Raw genomic sequence first — 21562 nt, 5'->3', positions numbered from 1 at the left:
GATGGAGGATGCCGCTGTTTCGGAGACGGAGACGCTGCGGAAGGAAGAGGTGTCCGCAGACCAGAAAACGGAAACTTTGATTCGGCAGGTGCTGGCGATGGAGGATGTCGCTGTTTCAGAGACGCAGACGCAGCGGAAGGAAGAGGTGTCCGCAGACCAGAAAACGGAAACCTCCGAAGAACGGACGGCAGCAGATGAAGCTGTGGGACGGCTGCAGTCGCCCGCAGCGCATGGCAAACAGACGGAGACGACAGACAGCGGGCGGAAAGATGATGGAGACATTGGCCGAAGCGCGCGGCGGATCCTGGCTGTGCCGGGGAACTACGGACAGCGCTACGTCGAGCAGCAGCTGGGGCTCCGCGGGGTGCCGGTTGTCGAGGTGTCGAACTACATCGGCGAGGCGATCGACCTCGCGGTGTCCTATGGGGCGACGGATTTTCTGCTGGTCGGAAACGTCGGAAAGCTGGTGAAGCTCGCGGCGGGCATCATGAACACACACAGTCGCGTGGCGGACGGGCGCTGGGAGATTTTCGCGGCGCATCTCGCGCTGTGCGGCGGTACGCGGGCGCAGGTAGCGGCGATGCGGGAGGCGACGACGACCGAGGAGATGCTGACGCGGCTCGAAGAGATGGGGCTGCGGGTGCCGGTGATGGCCTCCATCATGGGGGAGATCGAAGCGCACATGGCGCATCGGATCCGCGGACAGATGAACTTCGGCGTGATCGTGTATTCGGAGCGCTTCGGGCGTGTCGGGGAAACCGCGGGCGCGGAGCGGCTGCTGGAAGGATTTTGCTGCATCAAAAGTTGATAAAATGAAAAAGATGCCAACACGGATTTCCATTCTGTGTTGGCATCTTTTGTTTTTCAGGACTTCGTCTGTGTGTCGAGTTTTTCAGCGAGCAGTTTTTCCTGTGCGTAGTCGTGGAAGCACTGGAGCCAGATGGCGTAGGCGGCATTGGTTTCGTGGACATAGTGGTCAGAGCAGTACTGCGCAGCGAGGGTGCCGTTGGCGGCCTTCAGGTGAGAGGCGATGTCGAGGTAGCCCCAGCCGTTTTCTGTGCAGAAGGCCTGCATGCGTGCGTTCAGCGCATCGATGTTTGCGTTGGTGAGCTTGCCTTTTTCGGAGCCCTGGTACATCGGGGTCGTGCTGATGATGGTGAAGGCGATGTCCGGATTCACGGCCCGAATCTGGTTTATGAGGCGGACGTAGTAGTCGACCGTGCTGTCAACGCCGCCGATGTTCAGGTCATTGAGGCCGAAGAACATGAAGACATGCTTCGCGCCGACCAGCTGAAGCGAATCCCAGATGTGGTGCTGTGCGCCCTTGTAGGTCGGATGCACGGACTTCTTCGAGATGGCCATGAAGGCGTTGTGTGCAGAGAAGCTGCCACGGGTGAGGAAGCCGAGGTTCTGAAGGATCGCGCTGTTTCCCTTCTGGCGGTTTGCGTAGAGCTGAAAGCCGTAGGCGACGGAGTCACCGGTGACGTAGGCGCCCTGGAAGTAAGCTGCGATTTCCTCCTCCGTCGGCGGAAGCAGTGACTGCACCGGCTGCGTCTCTGGGATGCCGGTCGGCGCGCCGGAATCAGATGATGCATTTGCGGTTGCGCCCGTCGCTTCTACCATGGCCGGACTGCTGCCTGTCTGGGTCGTCATCTGGCCGGCGCCAGCTGCAGTCGTAGCTGCGGATGCCTGGGTGCCGGGTACCATGGCTTGGCTGCTGCCTGTCTGGGTCGTCATCTGGCCGCTACCTGTCTGATTTATCACCTGACCGGCAGTCAACGTGGCACTCTGGGTGGTGGCGGGCAAGGCAGAAGCGCCATCGGTATGTGCGCCCGGTCCGGAGGCATTGGCCTCGAGAACGGACGGATCGATGCCACGCCCGGCGACACCGGCGAAGGCGTTGAGCTTACATGCGAAAGAAGCGAGCAGCAGGTAGGTGAAGAGAAGGGTTCGTTTCAGAGATTTTTTCGGGTGGGTCATGGGAAGCTCCTTTCGTTGAGGTTTCAAAAAGTAAGGTGCGTTCGAAGGCATGCAGGATTCGATTGATTTACTGATTTCATTGTAGCGAGTTCGATGGGGAAAAGCCAGTGAAGGCAGAATTCTTCATAGATTCGTAATGTTCAGCGACTACTGTTCAGACGTAGCCCGGCGGACAGCAGCCGAGCCACTCCACTCGTCTGCCGTCTCCTTGACTTAACTACGGTTGAACAGTAATGTTGAGCGGGTTTTTCATGGGCAGCGCGGCCATAATAAATGAAAATCGGTGGCACTATCCAATAGCTGTCGGTTTTTGAGATAATGGATATTTATAACAAGTTTTATCATTTTTGAGAGTGGGGCAAAAATATCTACGATTTTAAAATAGGACACTTATTGGATAGTTTTCTTCGAAATGAAACATACGCATATATGCGTACTATCGAATAGCCGTTGCTTTTCAAAAAAGTGGATATGTATTTGGAGCTTCGGTGAAGCATTTCGTTGAAGGCATATCCAATAATCGCTTTTTTCCTAAAAGCTGGATACCTGGGAGCAGAGCTCTCTTATGAAATAAAGCGTCTGATATCCAGTATTTTTGAAATCTTAGAAAATTGGATAATTTCCAGTTTCTTCCAACGATTCCAGACAAAAAGCATATCCAATATCTTCAAAATCAGGCCAGATTAGATAAATGGTAGAAAACAGTGGCATTTGCCAAAAAGTTAATATAAACTAACTATCTGGACAGGATATATATACGCGACGATGGCAGAACGTGAACATCGGTTTCCGCGCGCCTATCCGATATATACGCGTGTGCGACGATGGCGGCGCTACGCAGCACATCCGATGGATAAAAGGGAGGGTAGAAATGACGAACGAAATGAATGCAGTGATCGGTATCGCGATTCCGTTTCTGGGGACGAGTCTCGGGGCGGCGTGTGTGTTTTTCATGAAGCGGGCGCTGGGGGAGCTGGTGCGGCGGGCGCTGGCCGGCTTCGCGGCGGGGGTCATGGTGGCGGCATCCATCTGGAGTCTGCTGATTCCGGCGATCGAGCAGATGGCAGGCTGGGGGAAGCTGTCCTTCGTGCCGGCCTTCGTCGGCTTCTGGATCGGCGTGCTGTTTCTGCTGGTGCTGGATCACCTGATTCCGCATATGCATGTCGGCAGCAGTGAGGCGGAGGGACCGAAGACGCGGCTGAAGCGGCCGACGATGATGGTGCTGGCGGTGACGCTCCACAACATCCCGGAGGGCATGGCGGTCGGTGTGATGTACGCGGGCTTCCTGTCGGGGAGCATGCAGATCACGGCGGCCAGTGCGCTGGCGCTCTCGCTTGGTATCGCGATTCAGAACTTCCCGGAGGGGGCGATCATCTCGATGCCGCTTCGCGCGGAGGGGGAGAGTAAGCGGCAGGCCTTCCTCGGCGGTGTGCTGTCGGGCGTCGTGGAGCCGATCGGTGCGGTGCTGACGATCCTCGCCGCGCAGCTCATCGTTCCGCTGCTGCCGTATCTCCTCAGCTTCGCCGCCGGTGCCATGCTGTATGTCGTCGTGGAGGAGCTGATTCCGGAAATGTCGCAGGGCCGCCACTCGAATGTCGGGACCCTGCTTTTCGCCGCCGGCTTCAGCGTGATGATGGTGCTGGACGTGGCGCTCGGGTGAAGGAAAAACCGTTGCCGCCCCGCCGGGTCCCCTGCCTGCTTGCCTGAACTGTCACGTTACTGTTCAAACGTAGGTAAGTCAAGGCGCGGCTCGGCGGACAGCAGCCGGAGGCTGAGTCACGAGTGAACAGTAACACTGTCACCATACTTTTTTATATTTTCACGAAGTGTATACATTTTATGCTAAAATGTCAGGTGTCAAAATGAATGATGAAAAATGGCGCTGCAGGGACTGAAAATTTTCTCAAATCCCAGGAGCTGATCATTTTTTTGTCAAACGTACGTATATAATGACTTCTATCACATAAAGAAACGAGGCAGGTATGGTTCATTTTATCGGGGCGGGTCCGGGCGATCCGGAGCTGATCACACGGAAGGGCGCGCGGCTTCTCCGCGAGGCGGAGATCGTGATCTACGCGGGTTCGCTGGTGAATCCGGCGCTGCTCGAGGAGTGCCGGCCGGATGCGCGCATATATGATTCGAAGGACATGGATCTCGACGAGGTCTGCGCGCTGTATCTCGAGGCCGCGCAGTCGGGGGCCAATGTTGCCCGCCTCCACACGGGTGACCCCTCGCTCTACGGTGCCATCCGAGAGCAAATGGATTTTCTGAAGGCGCACAGCATCGACTACGATGTATGTCCCGGCGTCAGTGCGTTCTGTGGTGCGGCCGCCGCGCTTCAGACGGAATATACACTGCCGGGCGTGACGCAGACGGTGATCATCTCCCGTGCAGAGGGGCGGACGCCGGTGCCGGAGCGGGAGCAGCTTGCGAAGCTCGCCGCGCATCAGGCGACGATGGTGCTGTTTCTGTCGGCAACCCTCGCGGACAAGGTGAAGACCGAGCTTCTCGCCGGTGGCTATCCGGAGAATACGCCGACCGCGGTCGTATTCCGTGCATCCTGGCCGGACGAGCGCGTGGTACGCACGACGCTCGCGAAGCTGCCGGAGGCCTTCGAAACTCCGGAGGCGCGCAACGAGGCCGGGCGTCTCAAGCCAGCACTCATCATCGTCGGCCGCGCCACCTGCGACGCGACGATCTACGAAGCCTCGAAGCTCTACGACCCGGGCTTCACGACTGCGTTTCGACAGGGGAGTACATCGGCATCGTCGAAATAAGCTATGATAGTGCGTGCTATGAGCGAGTGGAAACAGCATGCGAACGATGTGACGTGCGTAGTATAGAATTTGTGAATTCAGTATAGAAGAAAGCAGCGAGGATATCGATGAATATTCAGATGATCGCATTTACGGAAAAGGGATATCGGCTGGCGGAGGAGCTGCGCACGCGCTGGATCACGGCGTCGGATACGTTAGGTTCAGCCAATGCTGTCGATCAGGATGCCTCCCAGAGAGCTGCCGGAGGGCAGCAGGCCTTATGGCGTTCAGATCCTGCTGTCGATCAGGATGTCTCCCGGGCAGCTGTCGGAGGGCAACAGGCCGCAGGTCTTTCTGAGGATTTGCATTTGTCGTACAGGGGATCGTCGAAGGAGGTTTCACAGCCGCCACGTATCGAGCTGCATGCGAAGACGGAGGCGCTGCCGGCAATTTCCGATCCGCGGAGCCTGCAGGACATCGTCGGGGAGTGGTTCACGAAGCCGGCAGACGATACAGACGGAAAGCGTGTTTCGTTATCCGATTTCGAAGAAAAGCCGGAGATCTGCGCCCTCGGTGCTGGTGGACTTGAGCATGGCTTCGAATCAGAAAAATCTGGTGCCTGTGAGATGGATGCAAGGACTAGAGACGCCGGTACTAGGCATCCGTGCGACGCCATCATCTTCGTGGGGGCGACGGGCATCGCGGTGCGTGCGATCGCGCCGTTTATCCACGGGAAGGCCGTGGATCCGGCGGTGCTCGTCATCGACGAGGCGGGGCGCTACGTGATCTCACTGCTGAGCGGTCACCTGGGTGGAGCCAATGCGCTGGCCCGCACGGCGGCGTCGCTGATCGAGGCGGAGCCCATCATCACGACGGCGACGGACGCGGAGAGTGCCTTCGCGGTAGATACCTTCGCAAAGGAAAACGGCTTCCTCCTTACGGATCTCCGAAAGGCGAAGGAGGTGAGCGCGAAGGTTCTTCGCGGCGAGAAGCTGCGGATCTACTCGGACATCCCGATGGAGCGTCTCGTGCAGCGCCCGGCTCGCCACGAGGCGGAGCTTGTCCCGGCGCAGGACATCGACCGCGCTGACATCGTGATCAGCTATCGGACGAAGCTGCTGAACCAGGCTACAGGCCTCCGCCTCATCGCGAAGCGGGTTCATGTGGGTCTGGGTGCGCGGAAGGGCGTGACGCAGGCCGAGGTCGCAGCGGCAGTCGCCACCTGCCTCGAGGATGCCGGCATTGACCCACGCGCGGTGGTGGCCCTTGCGAGCATCGACCTGAAGAAGCAGGAGGCGGGGATCCTCGCGTACAGCTACGAAAGCGGCGTGCCGTTCGTGACCTACACGGCGGAGGAGCTTCGGACGGTGGAGGGGGCCTTCGCGGGCAGCAGCTTCGTCCAGTCGGTGACGGGGGTGGCCAATGTCTGCGAGCGGGCGGCGGCCTATGCCGCGGGACGGAGCGGCCACGCTGAGGTGCTGGTGCATAAGACGATCCACGGGAGCGTGACGACTGCCGTCGCGGTGGAAGCGTAGGGGGACGAAGGATATACGCAAGCTAATACGCAGGTTCCTCCGGTGCGTGCAAGCCGACGCTGGTCACGAAGAATATACGTAAGTTAAGAGGGAAACCTAAAGAGGAATCCTACAGCTGTATCTTCCGACAGAAGAAAGAAACCGATTAATACGTTCAAAATTGAGCAATAAAAATCATAAAATGTGATAAAAACGTTTGAATATCACGAACTCTGGATTTATACTGGTGGTGGAGGTGAGCGGGATGTTGATTGAATTTCGATTTAAAAATTATAGATCTTTCCGTGACGAGGCGGTTTTATCCATGGAGGCGAGCGGTCTGGGAATGTATAAAAATTCCCTGATCAAGTATAACAGTAAAACCAGTCTTCTTCCGGGTGTCGCGATTTATGGAAAAAATGGTGGTGGAAAAAGTAATGTCATCCGTGCATTCTGGCTGGCGGTTCAGTTTATTAAAAATGCGCAGAGAACCCAGCATGCAGATGCACCGATTCCTGTCCATCCATTTCGATTAAATGATTACTCTCAGAATGCACCGAGTGCATTTGAATTCATCTATACACTGGAGGGTATCAAATACTGGTATGCGTTTTCTGCGGATCGTGAGCGGGTCTATTCCGAGTCCCTGTACTATGCGCCGAAGGGACAGAAGGCACTTGTTTTTACGAGAGAAGGGCAGGAATTTGATTTTACGGAAGAAAAAACTAAGCGTAAACTGATTGCAAAGATGGTTGCACCGAATCAGCTGTTCTTTTCGGTTGCCTGCACGATGAATGATCAAGCCTGCGTTAGTGCGATGCGATGGTTCCGAGAGCGGATTTACTTCTCGAGGGATTATTCGGATATTCCGAAGCAGCTGCTCGATTATTCGGATAATCCCGGAATGTTGAAGGCCATCAGTGATTATGCAAAGGCAGCAGATTTTGGCATCGAAGATATGCAGTTCGAAATGAACAGTAAAGAGATTCAGGAACTGGAGATGCCAGAGGATCTGCCGGAAGGTGTCAGATCGGCGCTTGCACGTTTTCTTCAGGCGCTGTCGCAGACTTCAGATAATGCAGATGCCAAAATCGCGATGAATGAAGTAAAGGCTATATCCATGCATCAGGGCAAGGATCAGCATGGTAACGGGCAGCTTTATCCACTGGATCTTTCGGATGAATCGGATGGCACCAGAACGTTGATGTCGATTGCACCGGCTATCGAATCTGTGCTTGCGAACGGCGGCGTTCTTTTGACGGATGAAATCGAAAAGGGTCTCCACCCGCTGCTCGTTGATTACATTGTCGCAAAATTCCAGAGCAAGGAAACAAATCCGAAGGGGGCGCAGCTGATTTTCACAACGCATAATACAGAGCTTCTGAATATGGAGCTTCTTCGCAAGGACCAGATATATTTTGCGGACAAAAATCATGAGGATGGATCATCAGAGCTTTACAGCATCAGCGAATTCGGAACCAGAACGACAGAGAATATCCGTAAGGGATACCTGCTGGGAAAGTACGGTGCGATTCCGGACCTTGACATCGAGGAGGTGAAGTGATGCCTCGCCAGTTCAGAAAACAAAAACCGTACATCGTGGTGTTTTGTGAAGGTGAGAGTGAGCAGATGATATTAGAACTTAAACGACTCGAACCTGGCTATGTAAAGGGGGATAAAAAAGCAACGGAGAAAATTGCAGAGCATTATCCGACGGCGGTAACGAATGCGGCAAAGACGATGAAGAATCTTCTGCCGGAAGGTTTGCCGGGGGTGGAAGATACAGATGAGAGAAATGAATGGCTATGTAAGAACTGCAAAACCTTTTCGAATGTTCATGAGGCGATCATTTATTTGTCAGGCTTGCGTATATAATGACTTGTATTAAATAAAGAAACGAGGATGGGGTGCCCCATCGGAAAGGACAAAACGCGTGCAGATCACAGAAAAACTTCTGAAGCCGCTGCCGGAGGTGCAGTATCTGAATACCGAAAATACGGATCGGTATCGCTGCATCATGCGTATCTTCTATGAAAATACGGAGAAGCTTCACAACTGGATGTACCAGGAGGAGGTGTATGATGCGCTGCGGGCATTCCCGGAATTCCGCGATTATCGGCTGGAGCAGTGCCAGCAGGATCTCACGAGCCTCGTAAACTGGCATAATCTCGAAACACTGCAGGACACGCGTCATGTGAGCTCCCTCGAGGAGTTCCAGAGCCGGCGCTACCGCTACCAGATGTCGCCCTACAGCGTAGAAATCGAGCGTCTAGTCCTTCGGCTCGAGCATCTCGAAATCGAGGGTGGGTCCCTGGAGCCGACCCTGCTTGAGCGTATCCGGCGGGCCATCGAACGCTTCCCGGAGATGGTCGATGCCGAGCCGGCAGAGGCCTATGATTTCTGGGATGATCTCGAGCGGAATTTCACGCGTCTCAATCAGAATTACCATGATTACATCCGCGACCTCAGCAGCGTGCGTGCGGAAGAGATGATGCATACACAGGAGTTTCTGCTGTTTAAGGATAAGCTCGTCGAGTATCTTCGGAACTTCGTCACGAGTCTGCAGCGGAACGTCGGCGTGATCGAGGAGCTGCTGCAGGTCCTCAGTCCATCGCTCTGTGAGGCGGTGCTGGAGAAGGTCAATGCTTACGAAGCCGCGATACCCCGGATGGAGCAGGTGGCACCGGAGACCATCGCGGAGAATAACCGCGGAAAGCTGGAGAGCATCCGCCGCTGGTTCCAGACCTCTGAGGGCGAGGACAATGAGGCCGGAAAGCTGTTCGATGCGACGAATGACATCATCCGTCGCATCACACGTTTCGCCATGGAGATGAGTGAGAAGAGTGCGATGGGCTCGAATCGACGGGAAGAGTACCGCAAGGTGGCGGAGCTCTTTCTCGCCTGCGAGGATCTGGCGGAAGCACATCAGCTGAGTGCATGCATCTTCGGTGTGGAGACACCGCGGCACCTTCGAAGTGAGGTGGAGGCGAACAGCCAGAGCATGAATATGAGCGCCTATGCGCTGGAGCCGGAGCGGAAGCAGTTGAAATCCCGCTCCCGGAAGGGCACAGAGCGGAGCAATCGAAGTGCAATCACGGATCACAGCGAAGAGAAAAAAGCGATGCGGCAGCAGATTCTGGAGGCGCAGCGAGCACGAAATGCAGCGCTGCAGGAGCTCGAGCAGGATGGCTGCATCGATTTCTCAGCATTGCCTTGCCTCACCCGAGAGCTGAGAGAGGTACTGCTTCGCTGGGTATCTGATGCGCTGGAGGATCCGGGACGGGCGGCACGTACCGAGGATGGACGGCGGTTCACCCTGGAAAGTGCGGGCCGGGGTGAACGCTGTGTGGTTCACTGCGAGGACGGTGATTTCGAGATGCCGAAAATGCGCATCGTTTTTGAAGAGGAGAACTGAGGATGCAGGAAGAACTGGAAGCGCTGCTGTCGAAGCACTGGATACTGAAATCGGAGGATCGGGAGCTGTACTATCAGATCCGCGATCATGCGCAGGAGATCCGTAAATTTGTGACGGAGCGACTGGGCTGCCCGATGATCGAAAATCAGCTGCTCATCAAGGTCGAGCGGATCCCGGCGGTGCCGAAGCCGTTTATGGGCATACAGGAGTTCCGAAGTCCGCGGGAGTATGCGTTCTTTTCGATGCTGCTCATGTTTCTCGAGGAGCATGCCGAGGATCAGTTTATCCTTTCGCAGCTCACGGAATTCATCGCTGGGAATCTCCCGGGTGGTGGCGTGGATTGGACATCCTATCAGGAGCGTCGGCGGCTGGTGCGCGTGCTGCAGTATGCGGAGAGCCAGGGGATGCTGAAGCGGACCGATGGTTCGGAGGACAGCTTCGTGGAATCGCAGAAGGATGTACTCTATGAAAATACCGGCGTTTCCCTCTACTACATGCGCAGCTTTTCAGAGGACATCATGCACTATCGTGGTCTGGAGGATTTCCTGAACTCCGGCTGGTACGAGGTGGATGAGGATAAGGGCCTTGTGCGACGACACCGCGTCTACCGACGACTGCTCTTTGCACCGGGGCTGTACCGCTCCGAGGGCGCGGAGGGCGACTATGAGTATCTGAAAAATCAGGGTGCCCGTATGCGGGAGGAACTAAACGTCCTGCTTTCGCTTCGTCTCGAGATCTCGAAGGGCGGCGCCATGCTGCTTTTAAGCGATGACAGCGGGCTGGGGGAAGCGTTCCCGGGCTCCAGTACGATGTCGGATATCCTGCTACTGGTGCTGGACGCCATCCAGAAGCGCGTGCAGAGTGAGGTCTGGAAGACGGATGTCCGGGACTGCATCGTGCTGGAGGAGCCGGAGTTCGATGCGCTGCTCCGCGAGGTGCGAAGCGAAAATCTGAGTCGCTTCTCGAAGGTCTACCGCGACCTTCCGGAGGGGGACTTCCTGAAGGAAGTGAAGGCACAGATGATGCTCTGGACCTTCCTTTCGAGAGACGCAGAGATCGGACGGCTCCGCCTGGAGCCGTCCTGCGCGAAGCTCGCAGGACGATATGTGGAAGCATAATTCGTTGCCGGTCCTCCGGGGCCCCTGCCGGCACGCCTACAACATTTGGAATTATTTAATCGCGCGTTCCACCTGCCGGGTGCCGCGCAGAAAGACAGGATATAGATTATGGGACAAAACAGATGGCATGCGAATAAGCTCGGCCTCATCAACTTCTGGTATTACGATGAGCAGGAATTCTGCTTTGCAAAGGGGCGGCTTCTGCTGCGCGGCTCGAACGGCTCTGGAAAATCCGTTACGATGCAGAGTGCGATTCCGCTTCTCCTCGATGGTAATGCGAATCCAGAGCGATTGGATCCATTCGGTTCCCGTGATCGTAAGATGTCTGGCTATCTCCTGGAGGAGGGCGATGAGCGAGAGGAGCGGACCGGCTATCTCTATATGGAGTTTAAGCGTGAAAAGAGTGAAGCCTACTTCACGATCGGCATGGGTATCCGCGCCCGCCGTGGAAAGCCACTGGACAAGTGGTATTTCGGTATCCTCGATGGTCGGCGCGTCGGCGTCGATTTTTCGCTCTATCGCAGTGGCGCGGAGAAGCTCACCCTGACCCGGAAGGAGCTCGAAAACCGCCTCGCGGAGGGCGGACGGGTCTATGATCGACAGGCCGATTATATCGAGTTCGTGAACCAGCAGCTCTTCGGCTTTGCGACGACGGATGCCTACCGGGAGATGCTTGATCTTCTTATCCAGCTCCGTACGCCGAAGCTGTCCCGCGATTTCAAGCCATCCGTCATCAACGACATCCTGAGCTCTGCGCTGCAGGGGCTCTCCGAGGAGGATCTGCGGCCAATGACGGAGGCCATCGAGAATATGGATTCCCTCCGACTTCAGCTGGAGACCAAGGAGGTTGCGCGAAAGGCGGTCGACCATATCGCGCGCGTCTTCGATCGCTATAACCGGAGCATGCTGTATGCGAAGGCGAGCGCGGCCGACCAGGCAGGAAAGCGCCTGAAGGCGAACACCCAGGCCCTCTCGGAGGAGCAGACGAAGCTCTCTGAGGCAGAGTCCAGGCTGACAGCATTAACCGACGAGCTGGCGCAGCTCTCCTCACAGAAGGCGACGATGGAGAAGGAACGGGAGGAGCTTGGAAAGAGCGATGCCTACCAGCTGAAGCAGGAGGAGCAGAGGCTCGTCGGACAGCTCTCCGGGCTTCAAGAGAATCACGCGAAGAAGGAAGCGCGGATCGAAAAGAAGCAGGATGATGAGCGTGCGTGCCGGGCACAGCTTCAGCAGCTGGATGAGAAAAAAGCGACGAAGCGCGCAGAGATCGGTAACTGCCTCGAGAATATGTCTGCGCAGGCAGAGTACATGAACTATCAGGCGCAGAGCTTCCTCAAGGATGAGCTCACAAAGGGAATCGACGAGGCATTTTCCTTTAAAACCTATGAGGCGGAGTTTCAGAAAACGAAGCAGGGCATACAGGAAGGTCTCGTGGTGCAGCAGCGCCTCGCGAAGGGGGAAGAGAAGCTCTGCGAGAAGCGGGACGGGCTCGCCCGGCAGCAGGATAACGCGGACCGCGCTGAGCGGAAGCTGCGTGAGGCAGAGGCGGCGCTCACGGAAGCAGAGAGCAGCTGGAAGGAAGCTCTGTATATCTGGCATGGCGAGAACCAGGAGCTGAAGCTGCCGGAGGAGGTACTGCAGGGGCTCTGCCGTTTCGCAGACAGCTATGATGAAGGCGCGGATTATGCGCAGGCGAAGCGTCCGGTAGACCTTCAGCTCCAGGACCTGGGGATTCACCTGAAGGAAGAACTGGAAGCCCGAAAGCGGGAAAGCCGGATGTTGGTCGAAGAGAAGACGGGCTGCGAGGCAGAGCTTCGCGAGTGGGAGAACGAACGTGAGCCGGAGCCGGAGCGGAGTGAAGCGGTGCTGGAAAACCGTCGTCGACTGACGAAGCGCGGCATCCCGTATCATGCGTTTTATAAGACGCTCGAATTCGCGGATTCGCTCGATGACGAGACGCGGAATCGCATCGAAGAGGCGATGCTCGAGATGGGGCTGCTGGATGCGCTGGTGATTGAAGAGAACTATCGGGAGGAGGTACTGCGGCTGGACCCGGGTGCCTGCGATCGCTATATTTTCGTACGCAAAAATGCAGGGAAGATTCTCGGAAAAACCGCACTCGATATGCTGACCCTGAACGATAGCGTCAACACTGTGTTCCTGAACATGGAGATGACCGATATTCTCAGCCATATCTCGATGGAGGACAATGCGGAGACCGTGATTTCCGCGAATGGCAGCTGGCGAAACGGCGTGCTGGCCGGTACGATCAGCGGGGAGTACCATGCCGGATTTATCGGCACGCAGGCCAGAGAGCGGAACCGTGCAGAGAAGATTCGTGTGTTAAAGGAGCGCATCACCGAGCTGGAAGCAGAAAACGCCAGACTTTCGGAAGAAGCAGCGCAGTTCCAGAATCGGATCGGGCGCCTCGAGGAAGAGTATAAGGGCTTCCCGAAGGAAAAGGCGCTGAAGGATGCACTCAATATCTGCGAAGAGGCGGAGAAGTGGCTGGATCTTCAGAATAAGCAAAAGCAGGCGCTCGATGCAGAGGTGCATGCGCTCATCCAGGCGCTGCAGGAGGATCGAACCGAGGCGGCGAAGATTGCAGAACGGCTGTATCTCCGGAACAGCCTGGAGGTGTTTGTGCAGGCTTCGCAGGCGGCGATGGAATATCAGAGCGGTCTCCGTGTACTGGTGCCTACCCATGCATCGTATCTCGATCAGGTCGCAGCACTCCGGCAGAAGCAGGATCAGCTCGACAGCATCGAGGCCGATCTCGAGCAGCTTCGCTATGACCAGGGCATCCTCGAAAAGGATATCCGCGATGCGGAGAACCGCAGGGCGTCTATCGAGAAGCAGCTTGCACTCACGGATTATGCGGCGATTCAGGAGCGACTGGATACCTGTATCGTGTGGCTCGCGCACTATGATGAGACGCGCGGCAACTGTGAGAACGAACGGGGCCGGAAGGAAACGGAATGTCGGAATACGAAGGAGAAAATCGAGAACCTGTCGGCGGCACGTATCCTGCTGGAAGCGGAAAAGACATATGCGGAGGAGGTTTACATCGAGGAGTATAAGCTTGGCTATGTATTTCCGGTAGAGGAGGTCGTGGCAGACGAAAGGCGTGTGGAAGAGCGCGGAAGTGCGGCATCGGATAGCGTGGGCACGGAAGCGTATAATGCTGTGGCGGATTTGGCGCAAGCAGAAGAAAAGAAAACTGTGGTGTATATCAAGAGTGCGCAGGAGACGGTGGCCGAGCTCCGAAAGTCTGCGGAGGAGCTCGAGTCGCTGAAGACGAAGGTGCAGCAGGTATACTTTGAGTGCAACGGCTATCTGGTCGATTATCAGATCAGCTCCTTCGAGCAGTTTGCAGAGCTTTGGAAGAAGCGTCCGCAGGAGACGTTGCTTTCAACACCGGTACAGCGACTGGATTACCAGGCGCGCTATCGTGGCAGTCGGATTCCGTTCCAGAAGCTGTCGGGTATCCTCGATGAGGAGCTCGAGAGCCTGCGTCAGCTGATTAAGCAGACGGATCGGGAGCTGTTCGAGGATATCCTGTCGAACACGATGAGTCGGAAGATTCGAAGCCGCATCAACAGTGCGCAGAGCTGGGTCGAAAACATGAACCGGCAGATGGAGTGTATGAATACCTCCAGCGGTCTCAAGCTTCGACTTCGCTGGCGCAGTAAGACAGCGGAGAGTGAATCCCAGCTGGATACCGCCGAGCTCGTGGAGCTCCTGCGAAAGGACTACCGCTCCATGAAGGAGGAAGAGGCGGCACGCCTCAGCCAGCATTTCCGTTCGAAGGTGGAGGAGTCGCGCAGAATCGCGGAGGACAGCGGTGGAAGCGCTTCCTTCTATCAGGTGATGCAGGACGCGCTGGACTACCGGAAGTGGTTTGAGTTCCAGCTCTTCTGTGAGAAGCCGGGCGAGCGGCAGAAGGAGCTGACGAACTCGGTATTCGGAACCTTCTCTGGTGGTGAGAAGGCGATGTCCATGTATGTTCCGCTGTTCTCGGCGGTGACCGCGAAGTATCGGGGTGCCCGTCCGGATGCGCCGCAGATCGTATCCCTCGATGAAGCCTTCGCTGGCGTCGATAACCGAAATATCCGGGATATGTTCCGTCTCATGCGGGAGTTCGACTTCGATTTCATCATCAATTCCCAGGTGCTCTGGGGTGATGCGGATACCCTCGATGCACTGGCGATCTATGAGCTCGTGCGCCCGAACAATGCAAAGTTCGTCACGGCGCTTTCCTTCCTTTGGAATGGAAATGTTCGTGTGCTGATGGAGGATGCAGCAGAGATGGAAGAGGAGAGTAAACGACTTGAAAAATGATGAACTTCGGGAAGCGTGCCTTGCGTACTTTCGTAGCATGCCGGTGTTTGAGCGGCTGCTCTCTCAGTTCTGCGAGAAGTATCGCTCCTATGGCTGCTTCTGTGGCAGTGCCCGACTGAACATTCGAAGCGAGGATGAGCGGGAGGCGCTGGAGGGCTTCTTCGCGCGGAGCTATCATAATCAGAAAACGGCGACGATTTCTGCGCAGGCCTTCCGGCGGGCGCTTGAGCATACCCGCTTCGTAGAACTGTCGCCGGAAGAAATTCTGGAGGCCTTTGCAGGAGCACCGCTTTCTGGAAAGCGGGAGGAAGAGAGCCGGCGAAAGGCGTGCATCGCACGCTGCTGGAAAGCAGCAATCGGTCAGCAGGAAGCGTATGCGGACTGTGAAGCGTCGAGGCAGCTGCTGCATGAACTGCGAGCGGTGGCGGAGAAAGAAGAACCTGCGATATCGTCTGAGGATGTGCCCAGCATCGGAGCGATTGACAATACTGCGCATACATGCACATCCGAAGAAGCGGTGACGGCGCTTTACCGGCAGCTGATGAGTGGACGGCAGGAGCTGGTGGAAAACAAGCTTTTATGCGCACTCACAGAAGATTTGCATATACTGGTGCGGGCACTGGAGATTCTGAATCGGCTTTGTGTAGAGAAGCGTTATCAGTATCTTCCAGTCTTTGCAGCAGTGCTTTTCGGAGACCCGCATCGCCTGGATCCGGGAACGCGCGATGCACATCTTCTTCAGCTTTTACTTCAGTGGCTTGAGATACAGCGGGGAGTCGAAGCTGATGAGATGAACAGTATTCCGTCGCTTCGGCGGCAGGCAAGGTACCTGTCTGCCGGCATCCTGCTCGATGATGTATCGAATTATGCGATGCTTTGTGGTGTGGAAGCCATCGGACGAGATGGACTGGTCCATGCTGGCATGGCAGGCTTTGCTGCCGATGGCGCACCGGTGAATGTACCGCTCTCGGTAATCACTGGGTGGGCGCAGCTTCGCTGTCGGGATAATACCCTCTGGATCGTGGAAAATCCGGTGGTGTATGCAGTGCTCTGCGAGCGCTTCGGACGCACGCGCTCGCTCATGTGCATGAATGGACAGCCACGGCTAAGTGCCTGGCTGATCCTCAGGCTTCTTCGTGCCGCCGGAACCCGCGTATACTATGCTGGTGATTTCGACCCGGAGGGGCTCTGCATCGCAGAGAAGGTGCAGCAGAGCCTGTTGCCGGGGCAGTGCGTCTTCTGGCATATGTCGGAAGCGGACTATCGTTCGGCACAATCCCGAAAACCGATCGAAGCCCGGCGGATGAAGATGCTCGACCATTTGCAGGATTCGCTGCTGAAGACGACAGCGGTGCTGATTCGGAAGCAGGGCGTCGCCGGATACCAGGAGAACATCCTGCAGATGTATCTTTCAGAGGAAAACACTTGATGGGGGATTGCGTGATGAGTAGAGAGAATAGCGGAACGGTATATGCGGTCGGGTTCGGTCCCGGCGATGAGTGCTATGAGACGATAGAGGCACGGGAGGTGCTGGCGGGGGTCGATGTGATCGTCGGCTACCAGACCTATGTGAAGCTTCTCGAGGCGCAGTTTCCGGAGAAGCGGTTTTTGGTGTCGGGCATGCATGCCGAGGAGGCGCGCTGCCGTGAAGCGCTGAGGCTGGCGCACGAGGGGCAGAATGTCGCGGTTGTGTCGTCTGGTGACAGTGCGGTGTATGGTATGGCGGGGCTGCTCTATACGCTGTCCGAGGAGGATGCGTACCGGGGCGTGCAGGTCGTGACGGTGCCGGGACTCAGTGCGGTGCTGAGCGGCAGTGCGGTGCTGGGTGCGCCGGTGGGACATGATTTCTGCGTCATCAGTCTGTCGGATCTGCTGACGCCGTGGGCGAAGATCGAGCAGCGGCTGAAGGCCGCCGCAGAAGCAGACTTCGTCATCGTCTTGTATAATCCGGTCAGCCGGACGCGGCTGGCGCAGTACCAGCGGGCATGCGCGATCCTCTCGGAGACGCTCCCGGAAGACCGGGTATGTGCGTACGTCCGAAACATTGGCCGCGACGGACAGAAGAGCCGGATCTTCCTGCTGAACGAGCTCGCCGGGCTCGCGAGTGGTGGGACGGCTGCGGTAACGGTTGGAGAGTGTGGTGATGCGGTAGAAAATGCGAATGTCGGCGGTGGCTGCGCCTCGGCAAAGGATGCGACCGCAGACAGTGCCGCTGAAGTACAGCCGGAAATCGACATGCTGAGCACGATTTTCGTCGGGAACAGCGAGACGCGCGTCATCGAGACGCCGGACGGCCCGCGGATGGTGACCCCGCGCGGGTATGAGCGGAAGCGCGTTTTGGATGCTTAGCTGAAGCATAAGTGTAGTATCAAAGGAGCGAGATGCATATATTTCTGTTTGGTGGGACGACCGAGGGGCGGAAGATCGCAGAAGCGATCGTCGAAGTGAATAGAGCGTGGGCGGCGCATGAGTCCTCGGGGCTGCCGATCGCTGCGGAGGTGTATGTGACGACGGCGTATGGGGCGAGTCTGCTGCCGGCGGGGCCAGGGATCACGGTGCATGTCGGTCGACTGGACGCAGAGGAGATGACGGCGCTGTTTGAGGCAGCCAGGCAGGCGACGGGATTCACGTCAGATGAGACGGCCCGGCAGCAGTTGAAGCTCATGCCAGATGATACAGACGGAGAGCTGGAGAAATCCGAATCGCCGAAATCAGCAGGGCAATGCAGGCAGGCTGAACGATGTCAGCTATCCGGACAGCGGCTGGTGATCGATGCGACGCATCCGTATGCGGCGGTGGTGAGTGAGAACATCCTGACGGCGTGTGCGGCAGCAGGGGTCCGCTGCATCCGCGTGGAGCGGGAGGATAGCGGTGCAGGTGGAAAGGCCAGTGCGTCGGAGGGTGCGGCGTTTCACTGGGTGGAGTCCATCGAGGAGGCAGCGGCGTGGCTAGCACAGTCGGACCGGTCATCCTCTGCAGCGGCGCAGCGTCCGAACATCCTCATCACGACGGGCTCGAAGGAGCTCACACCCTACACGCAGATCCCGGATTTCGCGGCGCGCTGCTATGTGCGGGCACTGCCGACGGTGGAGGCGCTGGAGAAGTGTCAGGTGCTCGGCTTCCGGCGGGACCATCTCATCCTGATGCAGGGTCCGTTTTCTGAAGAGATGAATGTCGCACAGCTTCGGTATGCCGACGCGGGCTACCTCGTCACGAAAGCGTCGGGCGAGACCGGCGGCTTCCCGGAGAAATGTGAAGCGGCACTCGCGCTCGGTGTGGAGGTCATCTGTGTCGGCCGACCAAAGGAGGTTTCGATCCCGGACGCGGCGTGGTATGATAGAGAGAAGTCAGATGCGGTGCTGCGACGGATCCACGAGATCGTAAGAGTGGGGACGTGCGGGAGAAACGCGACCGAACGCAGCGAAGAGCAGGCGGAAGCAGCAGACCGCGGCATAATATGAAGATCGAAGCGACGCTGCCGTCTCTACGGACGGACAGCTGCAGATATGGAGGTAGGACATGAGAATCGTAAACCTGATCGGGGTAGGCCCTGGAAATCCGGATATGCTGACGAAGAGTGCGGTCGATGCCATCGCGGCATCGGATGTGGTGATGGGGGCGACGCGGGCGCTGAACACGGCACGGGCGGCGCTGCCGGCAGAGGGCGGCCCGGAGCTGTTCGAGACCTTCCGCACGGAGGAGATGGTCGAGTACATCCTCGCGCACCCGGAAAAGAAAACCATCTCGGCGGTCTTCACCGGCGACACCAGCGTGTACTCTGGCGCGATTCCGCTGCGTCGCGCGCTGAAAAAGCACATGGCGGAGGTACACGACGAAAATTATGAGGACGACCGCATGCTCGAGCAGCTCGAGATCCGGAACTATGCCGGCGTGTCGAGCATCCAGTACTTCCTCAGCAAGCGCTCGATCAGCATGGCGGACGTGAAGCTCGTCAGCCTGCACGGCCTGCATAAGGACATGGTGCCGCTGATCCGCGAGAACCGTTTCGTCTGCGCCCTGCTCGGTGCCGAGGACAATGTCTCCATCATCGCGCAGGAGCTGGTACAGTTCGGCCTCAATAACGTGCGCATCACGGTCGGCGAGCGCCTGAGCTACGAGGATGAGAAGTTTACCGTCGGCTCCCCGCGCGAGCTTCGGAATCAGAGCTTCGACCGCCTCGCCATCGCGCTGTTTGAGAATGACGGCTTCCGTGCATCCATACGAAGCTTCGGTATCTCGGATGAGCGCTTCAACCGGCTCGATGGGATCCCGATGACGAAGCGCGATGTGCGTGCGCTGAGCCTCTGCCGTCTCGCTCTTCGCGAGAACAGCATCATGTATGACATCGGCGCCGGCACCGGCAGTGTGTCGATTGAGGCTGCACTGACCTGTCCGGAGGGAAAGGTGATTTCTGTCGAGGTGGATCAGGACGCGATCTACACGCTCGAGCAGAACCGCTACCAGTTCAAGGTCGACAACATCCGCATCGTGCGCGGCATCGCCCCGACCTGCTTCGCGACAGAGAGCTTCCAGGCACCGGATGAGCGGAAGAATGTCTCCGACGAGGGTCCGCTGCCGATCCCGGACTGCGTCTTCATCGGCGGCAGTAAGGGCAATCTTGGTGCGATCGTCGACTGGGCGATCGGCATCAATCCGAATGTCATCATCGTCATCAATACGGTGACCCTCGAGTCCAGCGCCGAGGTGCTGGAGATCGAACGCCGGCTCACGGACTACCAGTTCGAGATGGTGGAGATCCAGGCGACCAGCCTCGAGCGCCGCGGCAGCTACCACATGCACCGCGCGGAAAACCCGATCACCATCACGAGAATCTCGAGACGGTGAGGCGGCGTTCAGAGCACAAACCCTATGAGACATACATTTCGGAAAATCGTGATCGCCGCGGATCGAAGCGGCGCAGGCAAGACCACAGTCAGCTGTGGTCTTCTTGCCGTGCTGAAAAAACGGGGCGTAAAGGTTCAGAGCTTCAAGTGCGGGCCCGACTACATTGACCCGATGTTCCACCGGCGGGTGCTCGGCGTGCCGTCCGGAAACCTCGACAGCTTCTTCACGGATGCGGCCACGCTTCGGCGGATTTTCACGAAACGTGTGGTGGAGAGCGGTGCGGAGCTCGCGCTCGTCGAGGGCGTGATGGGGTACTATGACGGGCTCGGCGGCGTGTCGAGTCGTGCATCGACCTGGGAAATCGCGCACATCCTCAACGCCCCGACCATCCTCGTGATGGACGCGAAGGGCGCCAGTGTGAGCATCGCCGCCCTCGTACGCGGGATGATGCAGTTCAGGGAAGAGATGAGTGCGGAGAACGGCAGATCGACGCCGGGCCGACCGGCGTGCACTGGGGATTCCGGGGCAGCGAGCCCGTCGGATGGAGGCCGTCGTCATGAGCCAGCGAAAAAGGCAGGCAGCAGGCAGAGCGGCATCCGCGGCCTGATCCTGAACCGCGTGTCGCCGATGTTCTATCCGCGCCTGAAGAGCGTGATCGAAGAGTACTGTCCGGGCATCGAGGTTCTCGGCTACCTGCCGGAGCTGCCGGAGCTGAAGGTCCCGTCCCGCCACCTAGGGCTCGTTGAGCCGGGAGAGATCGAAGACTTCCAGCGCTGGACGGAACGCGTCGCCGCGCAGATGGAAGAAAGCGTGGAGGTGGAGCGGCTGCTGGAGATCGCCGGTGTGGAGTCACCACTGAAAGAAGATAAGCCGCAGTCGGATAAGCCGCAGCCCGTGCGGATCGCGGTGTCCGAGGACGAAGCGTTCAACTTCACCTACGAGGAGAATCGTGCGCTGCTTAGGCAGCTCGGCGCGGAGCTCGTGCCGTTCAGTCCGCTGCATGACGCGGCACTGCCGGCGGAGGTCGACGGCCTGATTCTGTCTGGTGGCTATCCTGAGCTCTTCAAGGATGCACTGCACGCCAATGCTTCGATGCGGGCATCCGTGGCGGAGGCGGTGAGGCAGGGGCTCCCGACGATCGCCGAGTGCGGCGGCTACATGTATCTGCTGGAGGCTATCGAGCAGGTCGCGATGTGCGGCGTTCTGCCGGGTGACGCAGAGCGGAAGCCGCGGCTGGTGCGCTTCGGCTATGTCGAGGCGGAGACCCGACGGGACAGCGTGCTCGGGCCTGCCAGTACGGTGCTGCGCGGACACGAATTTCACCGCTACGACTGCGACTTCAACGGCGCGGACTGCACGCTTACGAAACCCGCGGCCGGCCACGGCCACGCAGCGACAAGCGCCCGCAGCTACGAAGGTATCTATCTCACGAACAGCCTCGCCGCCGGCTTCCCGCACTTCTACTACTGGAGTAACCCCGCCGCCCTCGCCCACTTCCTCGACAGCTGTCGGACATGGCGGAAGAAACAGCAGGGAAATTTTTGATAGAGTAGAGGTGACGAGAGAGTTCCGGGTGATAAAAGCGACAGATAA

At 57.7% G+C, this 21562-nt stretch carries 15 protein-coding genes; 14 read left to right on the top strand and 1 reads right to left on the bottom strand.

Annotation, left to right across the window (positions count from 1 at the left end):
• Position 1: 1 nt before the first annotated feature.
• Complete coding sequence (locus ACTNC3_RS04470; protein WP_441226640.1) at positions 2-808, top strand: cobalt-precorrin-5B (C(1))-methyltransferase; 807 nt, start codon at positions 2-4, stop codon at positions 806-808.
• A 56-nt stretch (positions 809-864) separates the two neighbouring features.
• On the opposite strand, the gene ACTNC3_RS04465 is transcribed toward ACTNC3_RS04470, so the two are convergent.
• A complete protein-coding gene (locus ACTNC3_RS04465; RefSeq protein ID WP_441226610.1) occupies positions 865-1980 on the bottom strand; it encodes an SGNH/GDSL hydrolase family protein in 1116 nt (371 codons plus the stop codon).
• A gap of 871 nt (positions 1981-2851) precedes the next feature.
• On the opposite strand from ACTNC3_RS04465, the gene ACTNC3_RS04460 reads away from it, so the two are divergent.
• The 13 genes from ACTNC3_RS04460 (at position 2852) to ACTNC3_RS04400 (ending at position 21514) form a co-directional block, all read left to right on the top strand.
• Entirely contained in the window at positions 2852-3640 is a 789-nt protein-coding gene (locus ACTNC3_RS04460; protein ID WP_441226609.1) for a ZIP family metal transporter, read from the top strand.
• Between the two features lie 322 nt (positions 3641-3962).
• Positions 3963-4757 carry a precorrin-4 C(11)-methyltransferase gene (gene cobM, locus ACTNC3_RS04455; RefSeq protein WP_441226608.1) on the top strand — a complete coding sequence of 265 codons (795 nt, stop codon included), beginning with the start codon at positions 3963-3965 and terminating at the stop codon, positions 4755-4757.
• A gap of 107 nt (positions 4758-4864) precedes the next feature.
• Positions 4865-6271, top strand: a complete 1407-nt coding sequence (locus ACTNC3_RS04450) for a cobalt-precorrin 5A hydrolase (protein WP_441226607.1) — start codon at positions 4865-4867, stop codon at positions 6269-6271.
• Positions 6272-6515: 244 nt separating this feature from the next.
• Positions 6516-7814, top strand: coding sequence for an AAA family ATPase (locus ACTNC3_RS04445; protein ID WP_441226606.1), 1299 nt, complete (start codon positions 6516-6518; stop codon positions 7812-7814).
• The gene (locus ACTNC3_RS04440; protein ID WP_441226605.1) at positions 7814-8125 is read left to right on the top strand and encodes a hypothetical protein; all 312 of its coding nucleotides are present in this window, start codon (positions 7814-7816) and stop codon (positions 8123-8125) included. The genes ACTNC3_RS04445 and ACTNC3_RS04440 overlap by 1 nt, the downstream gene beginning before the upstream one ends.
• A gap of 58 nt (positions 8126-8183) precedes the next feature.
• Positions 8184-9665, top strand: coding sequence for a TIGR02677 family protein (locus ACTNC3_RS04435; RefSeq protein ID WP_410043488.1), 1482 nt, complete (start codon positions 8184-8186; stop codon positions 9663-9665).
• Positions 9666-9667: 2 nt separating this feature from the next.
• Positions 9668-10783, top strand: a complete 1116-nt coding sequence (locus ACTNC3_RS04430) for a TIGR02678 family protein (protein ID WP_441226604.1) — start codon at positions 9668-9670, stop codon at positions 10781-10783.
• Positions 10784-10891: 108 nt separating this feature from the next.
• Positions 10892-15124, top strand: coding sequence for a TIGR02680 family protein (locus tag ACTNC3_RS04425; protein WP_441226603.1), 4233 nt, complete (start codon positions 10892-10894; stop codon positions 15122-15124).
• Complete coding sequence (locus ACTNC3_RS04420) at positions 15114-16553, top strand: TIGR02679 domain-containing protein (protein ID WP_441226602.1); 1440 nt, start codon at positions 15114-15116, stop codon at positions 16551-16553. The genes ACTNC3_RS04425 and ACTNC3_RS04420 overlap by 11 nt, the downstream gene beginning before the upstream one ends.
• Before the next feature lie 14 nt (positions 16554-16567).
• Entirely contained in the window at positions 16568-17473 is a 906-nt protein-coding gene (locus tag ACTNC3_RS04415; protein ID WP_410043492.1) for a precorrin-3B C(17)-methyltransferase, read from the top strand.
• Between the two features lie 32 nt (positions 17474-17505).
• Positions 17506-18585 (top strand): precorrin-6A/cobalt-precorrin-6A reductase, encoded by a 1080-nt coding sequence (locus tag ACTNC3_RS04410; RefSeq protein WP_441226601.1) that lies wholly within the window; start codon positions 17506-17508, stop codon positions 18583-18585.
• A gap of 58 nt (positions 18586-18643) precedes the next feature.
• Entirely contained in the window at positions 18644-19969 is a 1326-nt protein-coding gene (cbiE, locus tag ACTNC3_RS04405; protein WP_410043494.1) for a precorrin-6y C5,15-methyltransferase (decarboxylating) subunit CbiE, read from the top strand.
• 24 nt (positions 19970-19993) lie between these two features.
• The gene (locus tag ACTNC3_RS04400; RefSeq protein ID WP_441226600.1) at positions 19994-21514 is read left to right on the top strand and encodes a cobyrinate a,c-diamide synthase; all 1521 of its coding nucleotides are present in this window, start codon (positions 19994-19996) and stop codon (positions 21512-21514) included.
• Positions 21515-21562 lie beyond the last annotated feature (48 nt).

The organism is Oribacterium sp. HCP3S3_B9 (genome assembly GCF_052064255.1).
Taxonomy (GTDB): domain Bacteria; phylum Bacillota; class Clostridia; order Lachnospirales; family Lachnospiraceae; genus Oribacterium.
This window is presented reverse-complemented; position numbering and strand designations above follow the sequence as displayed.

Bases quoted from the DNA above. Each gene is read 5' to 3' on its own strand.
- ACTNC3_RS04470 (WP_441226640.1), top strand. From the start codon at position 2: ATGGAGGATGCCGCTGTTTCGGAGACGGAGACGCTGCGGAAGGAAGAG.
- ACTNC3_RS04465 (WP_441226610.1), bottom strand. From the start codon at position 1,980: ATGACCCACCCGAAAAAATCTCTGAAACGAACCCTTCTCTTCACCTAC.
- ACTNC3_RS04460 (WP_441226609.1), top strand. From the start codon at position 2,852: ATGACGAACGAAATGAATGCAGTGATCGGTATCGCGATTCCGTTTCTG.
- cobM (WP_441226608.1), top strand. From the start codon at position 3,963: ATGGTTCATTTTATCGGGGCGGGTCCGGGCGATCCGGAGCTGATCACA.
- ACTNC3_RS04450 (WP_441226607.1), top strand. From the start codon at position 4,865: ATGAATATTCAGATGATCGCATTTACGGAAAAGGGATATCGGCTGGCG.
- ACTNC3_RS04445 (WP_441226606.1), top strand. From the start codon at position 6,516: ATGTTGATTGAATTTCGATTTAAAAATTATAGATCTTTCCGTGACGAG.
- ACTNC3_RS04440 (WP_441226605.1), top strand. From the start codon at position 7,814: ATGCCTCGCCAGTTCAGAAAACAAAAACCGTACATCGTGGTGTTTTGT.
- ACTNC3_RS04430 (WP_441226604.1), top strand. From the start codon at position 9,668: ATGCAGGAAGAACTGGAAGCGCTGCTGTCGAAGCACTGGATACTGAAA.
- ACTNC3_RS04425 (WP_441226603.1), top strand. From the start codon at position 10,892: ATGGGACAAAACAGATGGCATGCGAATAAGCTCGGCCTCATCAACTTC.
- ACTNC3_RS04415 (WP_410043492.1), top strand. From the start codon at position 16,568: ATGAGTAGAGAGAATAGCGGAACGGTATATGCGGTCGGGTTCGGTCCC.
- ACTNC3_RS04410 (WP_441226601.1), top strand. From the start codon at position 17,506: ATGCATATATTTCTGTTTGGTGGGACGACCGAGGGGCGGAAGATCGCA.
- cbiE (WP_410043494.1), top strand. From the start codon at position 18,644: ATGAGAATCGTAAACCTGATCGGGGTAGGCCCTGGAAATCCGGATATG.
- ACTNC3_RS04400 (WP_441226600.1), top strand. From the start codon at position 19,994: ATGAGACATACATTTCGGAAAATCGTGATCGCCGCGGATCGAAGCGGC.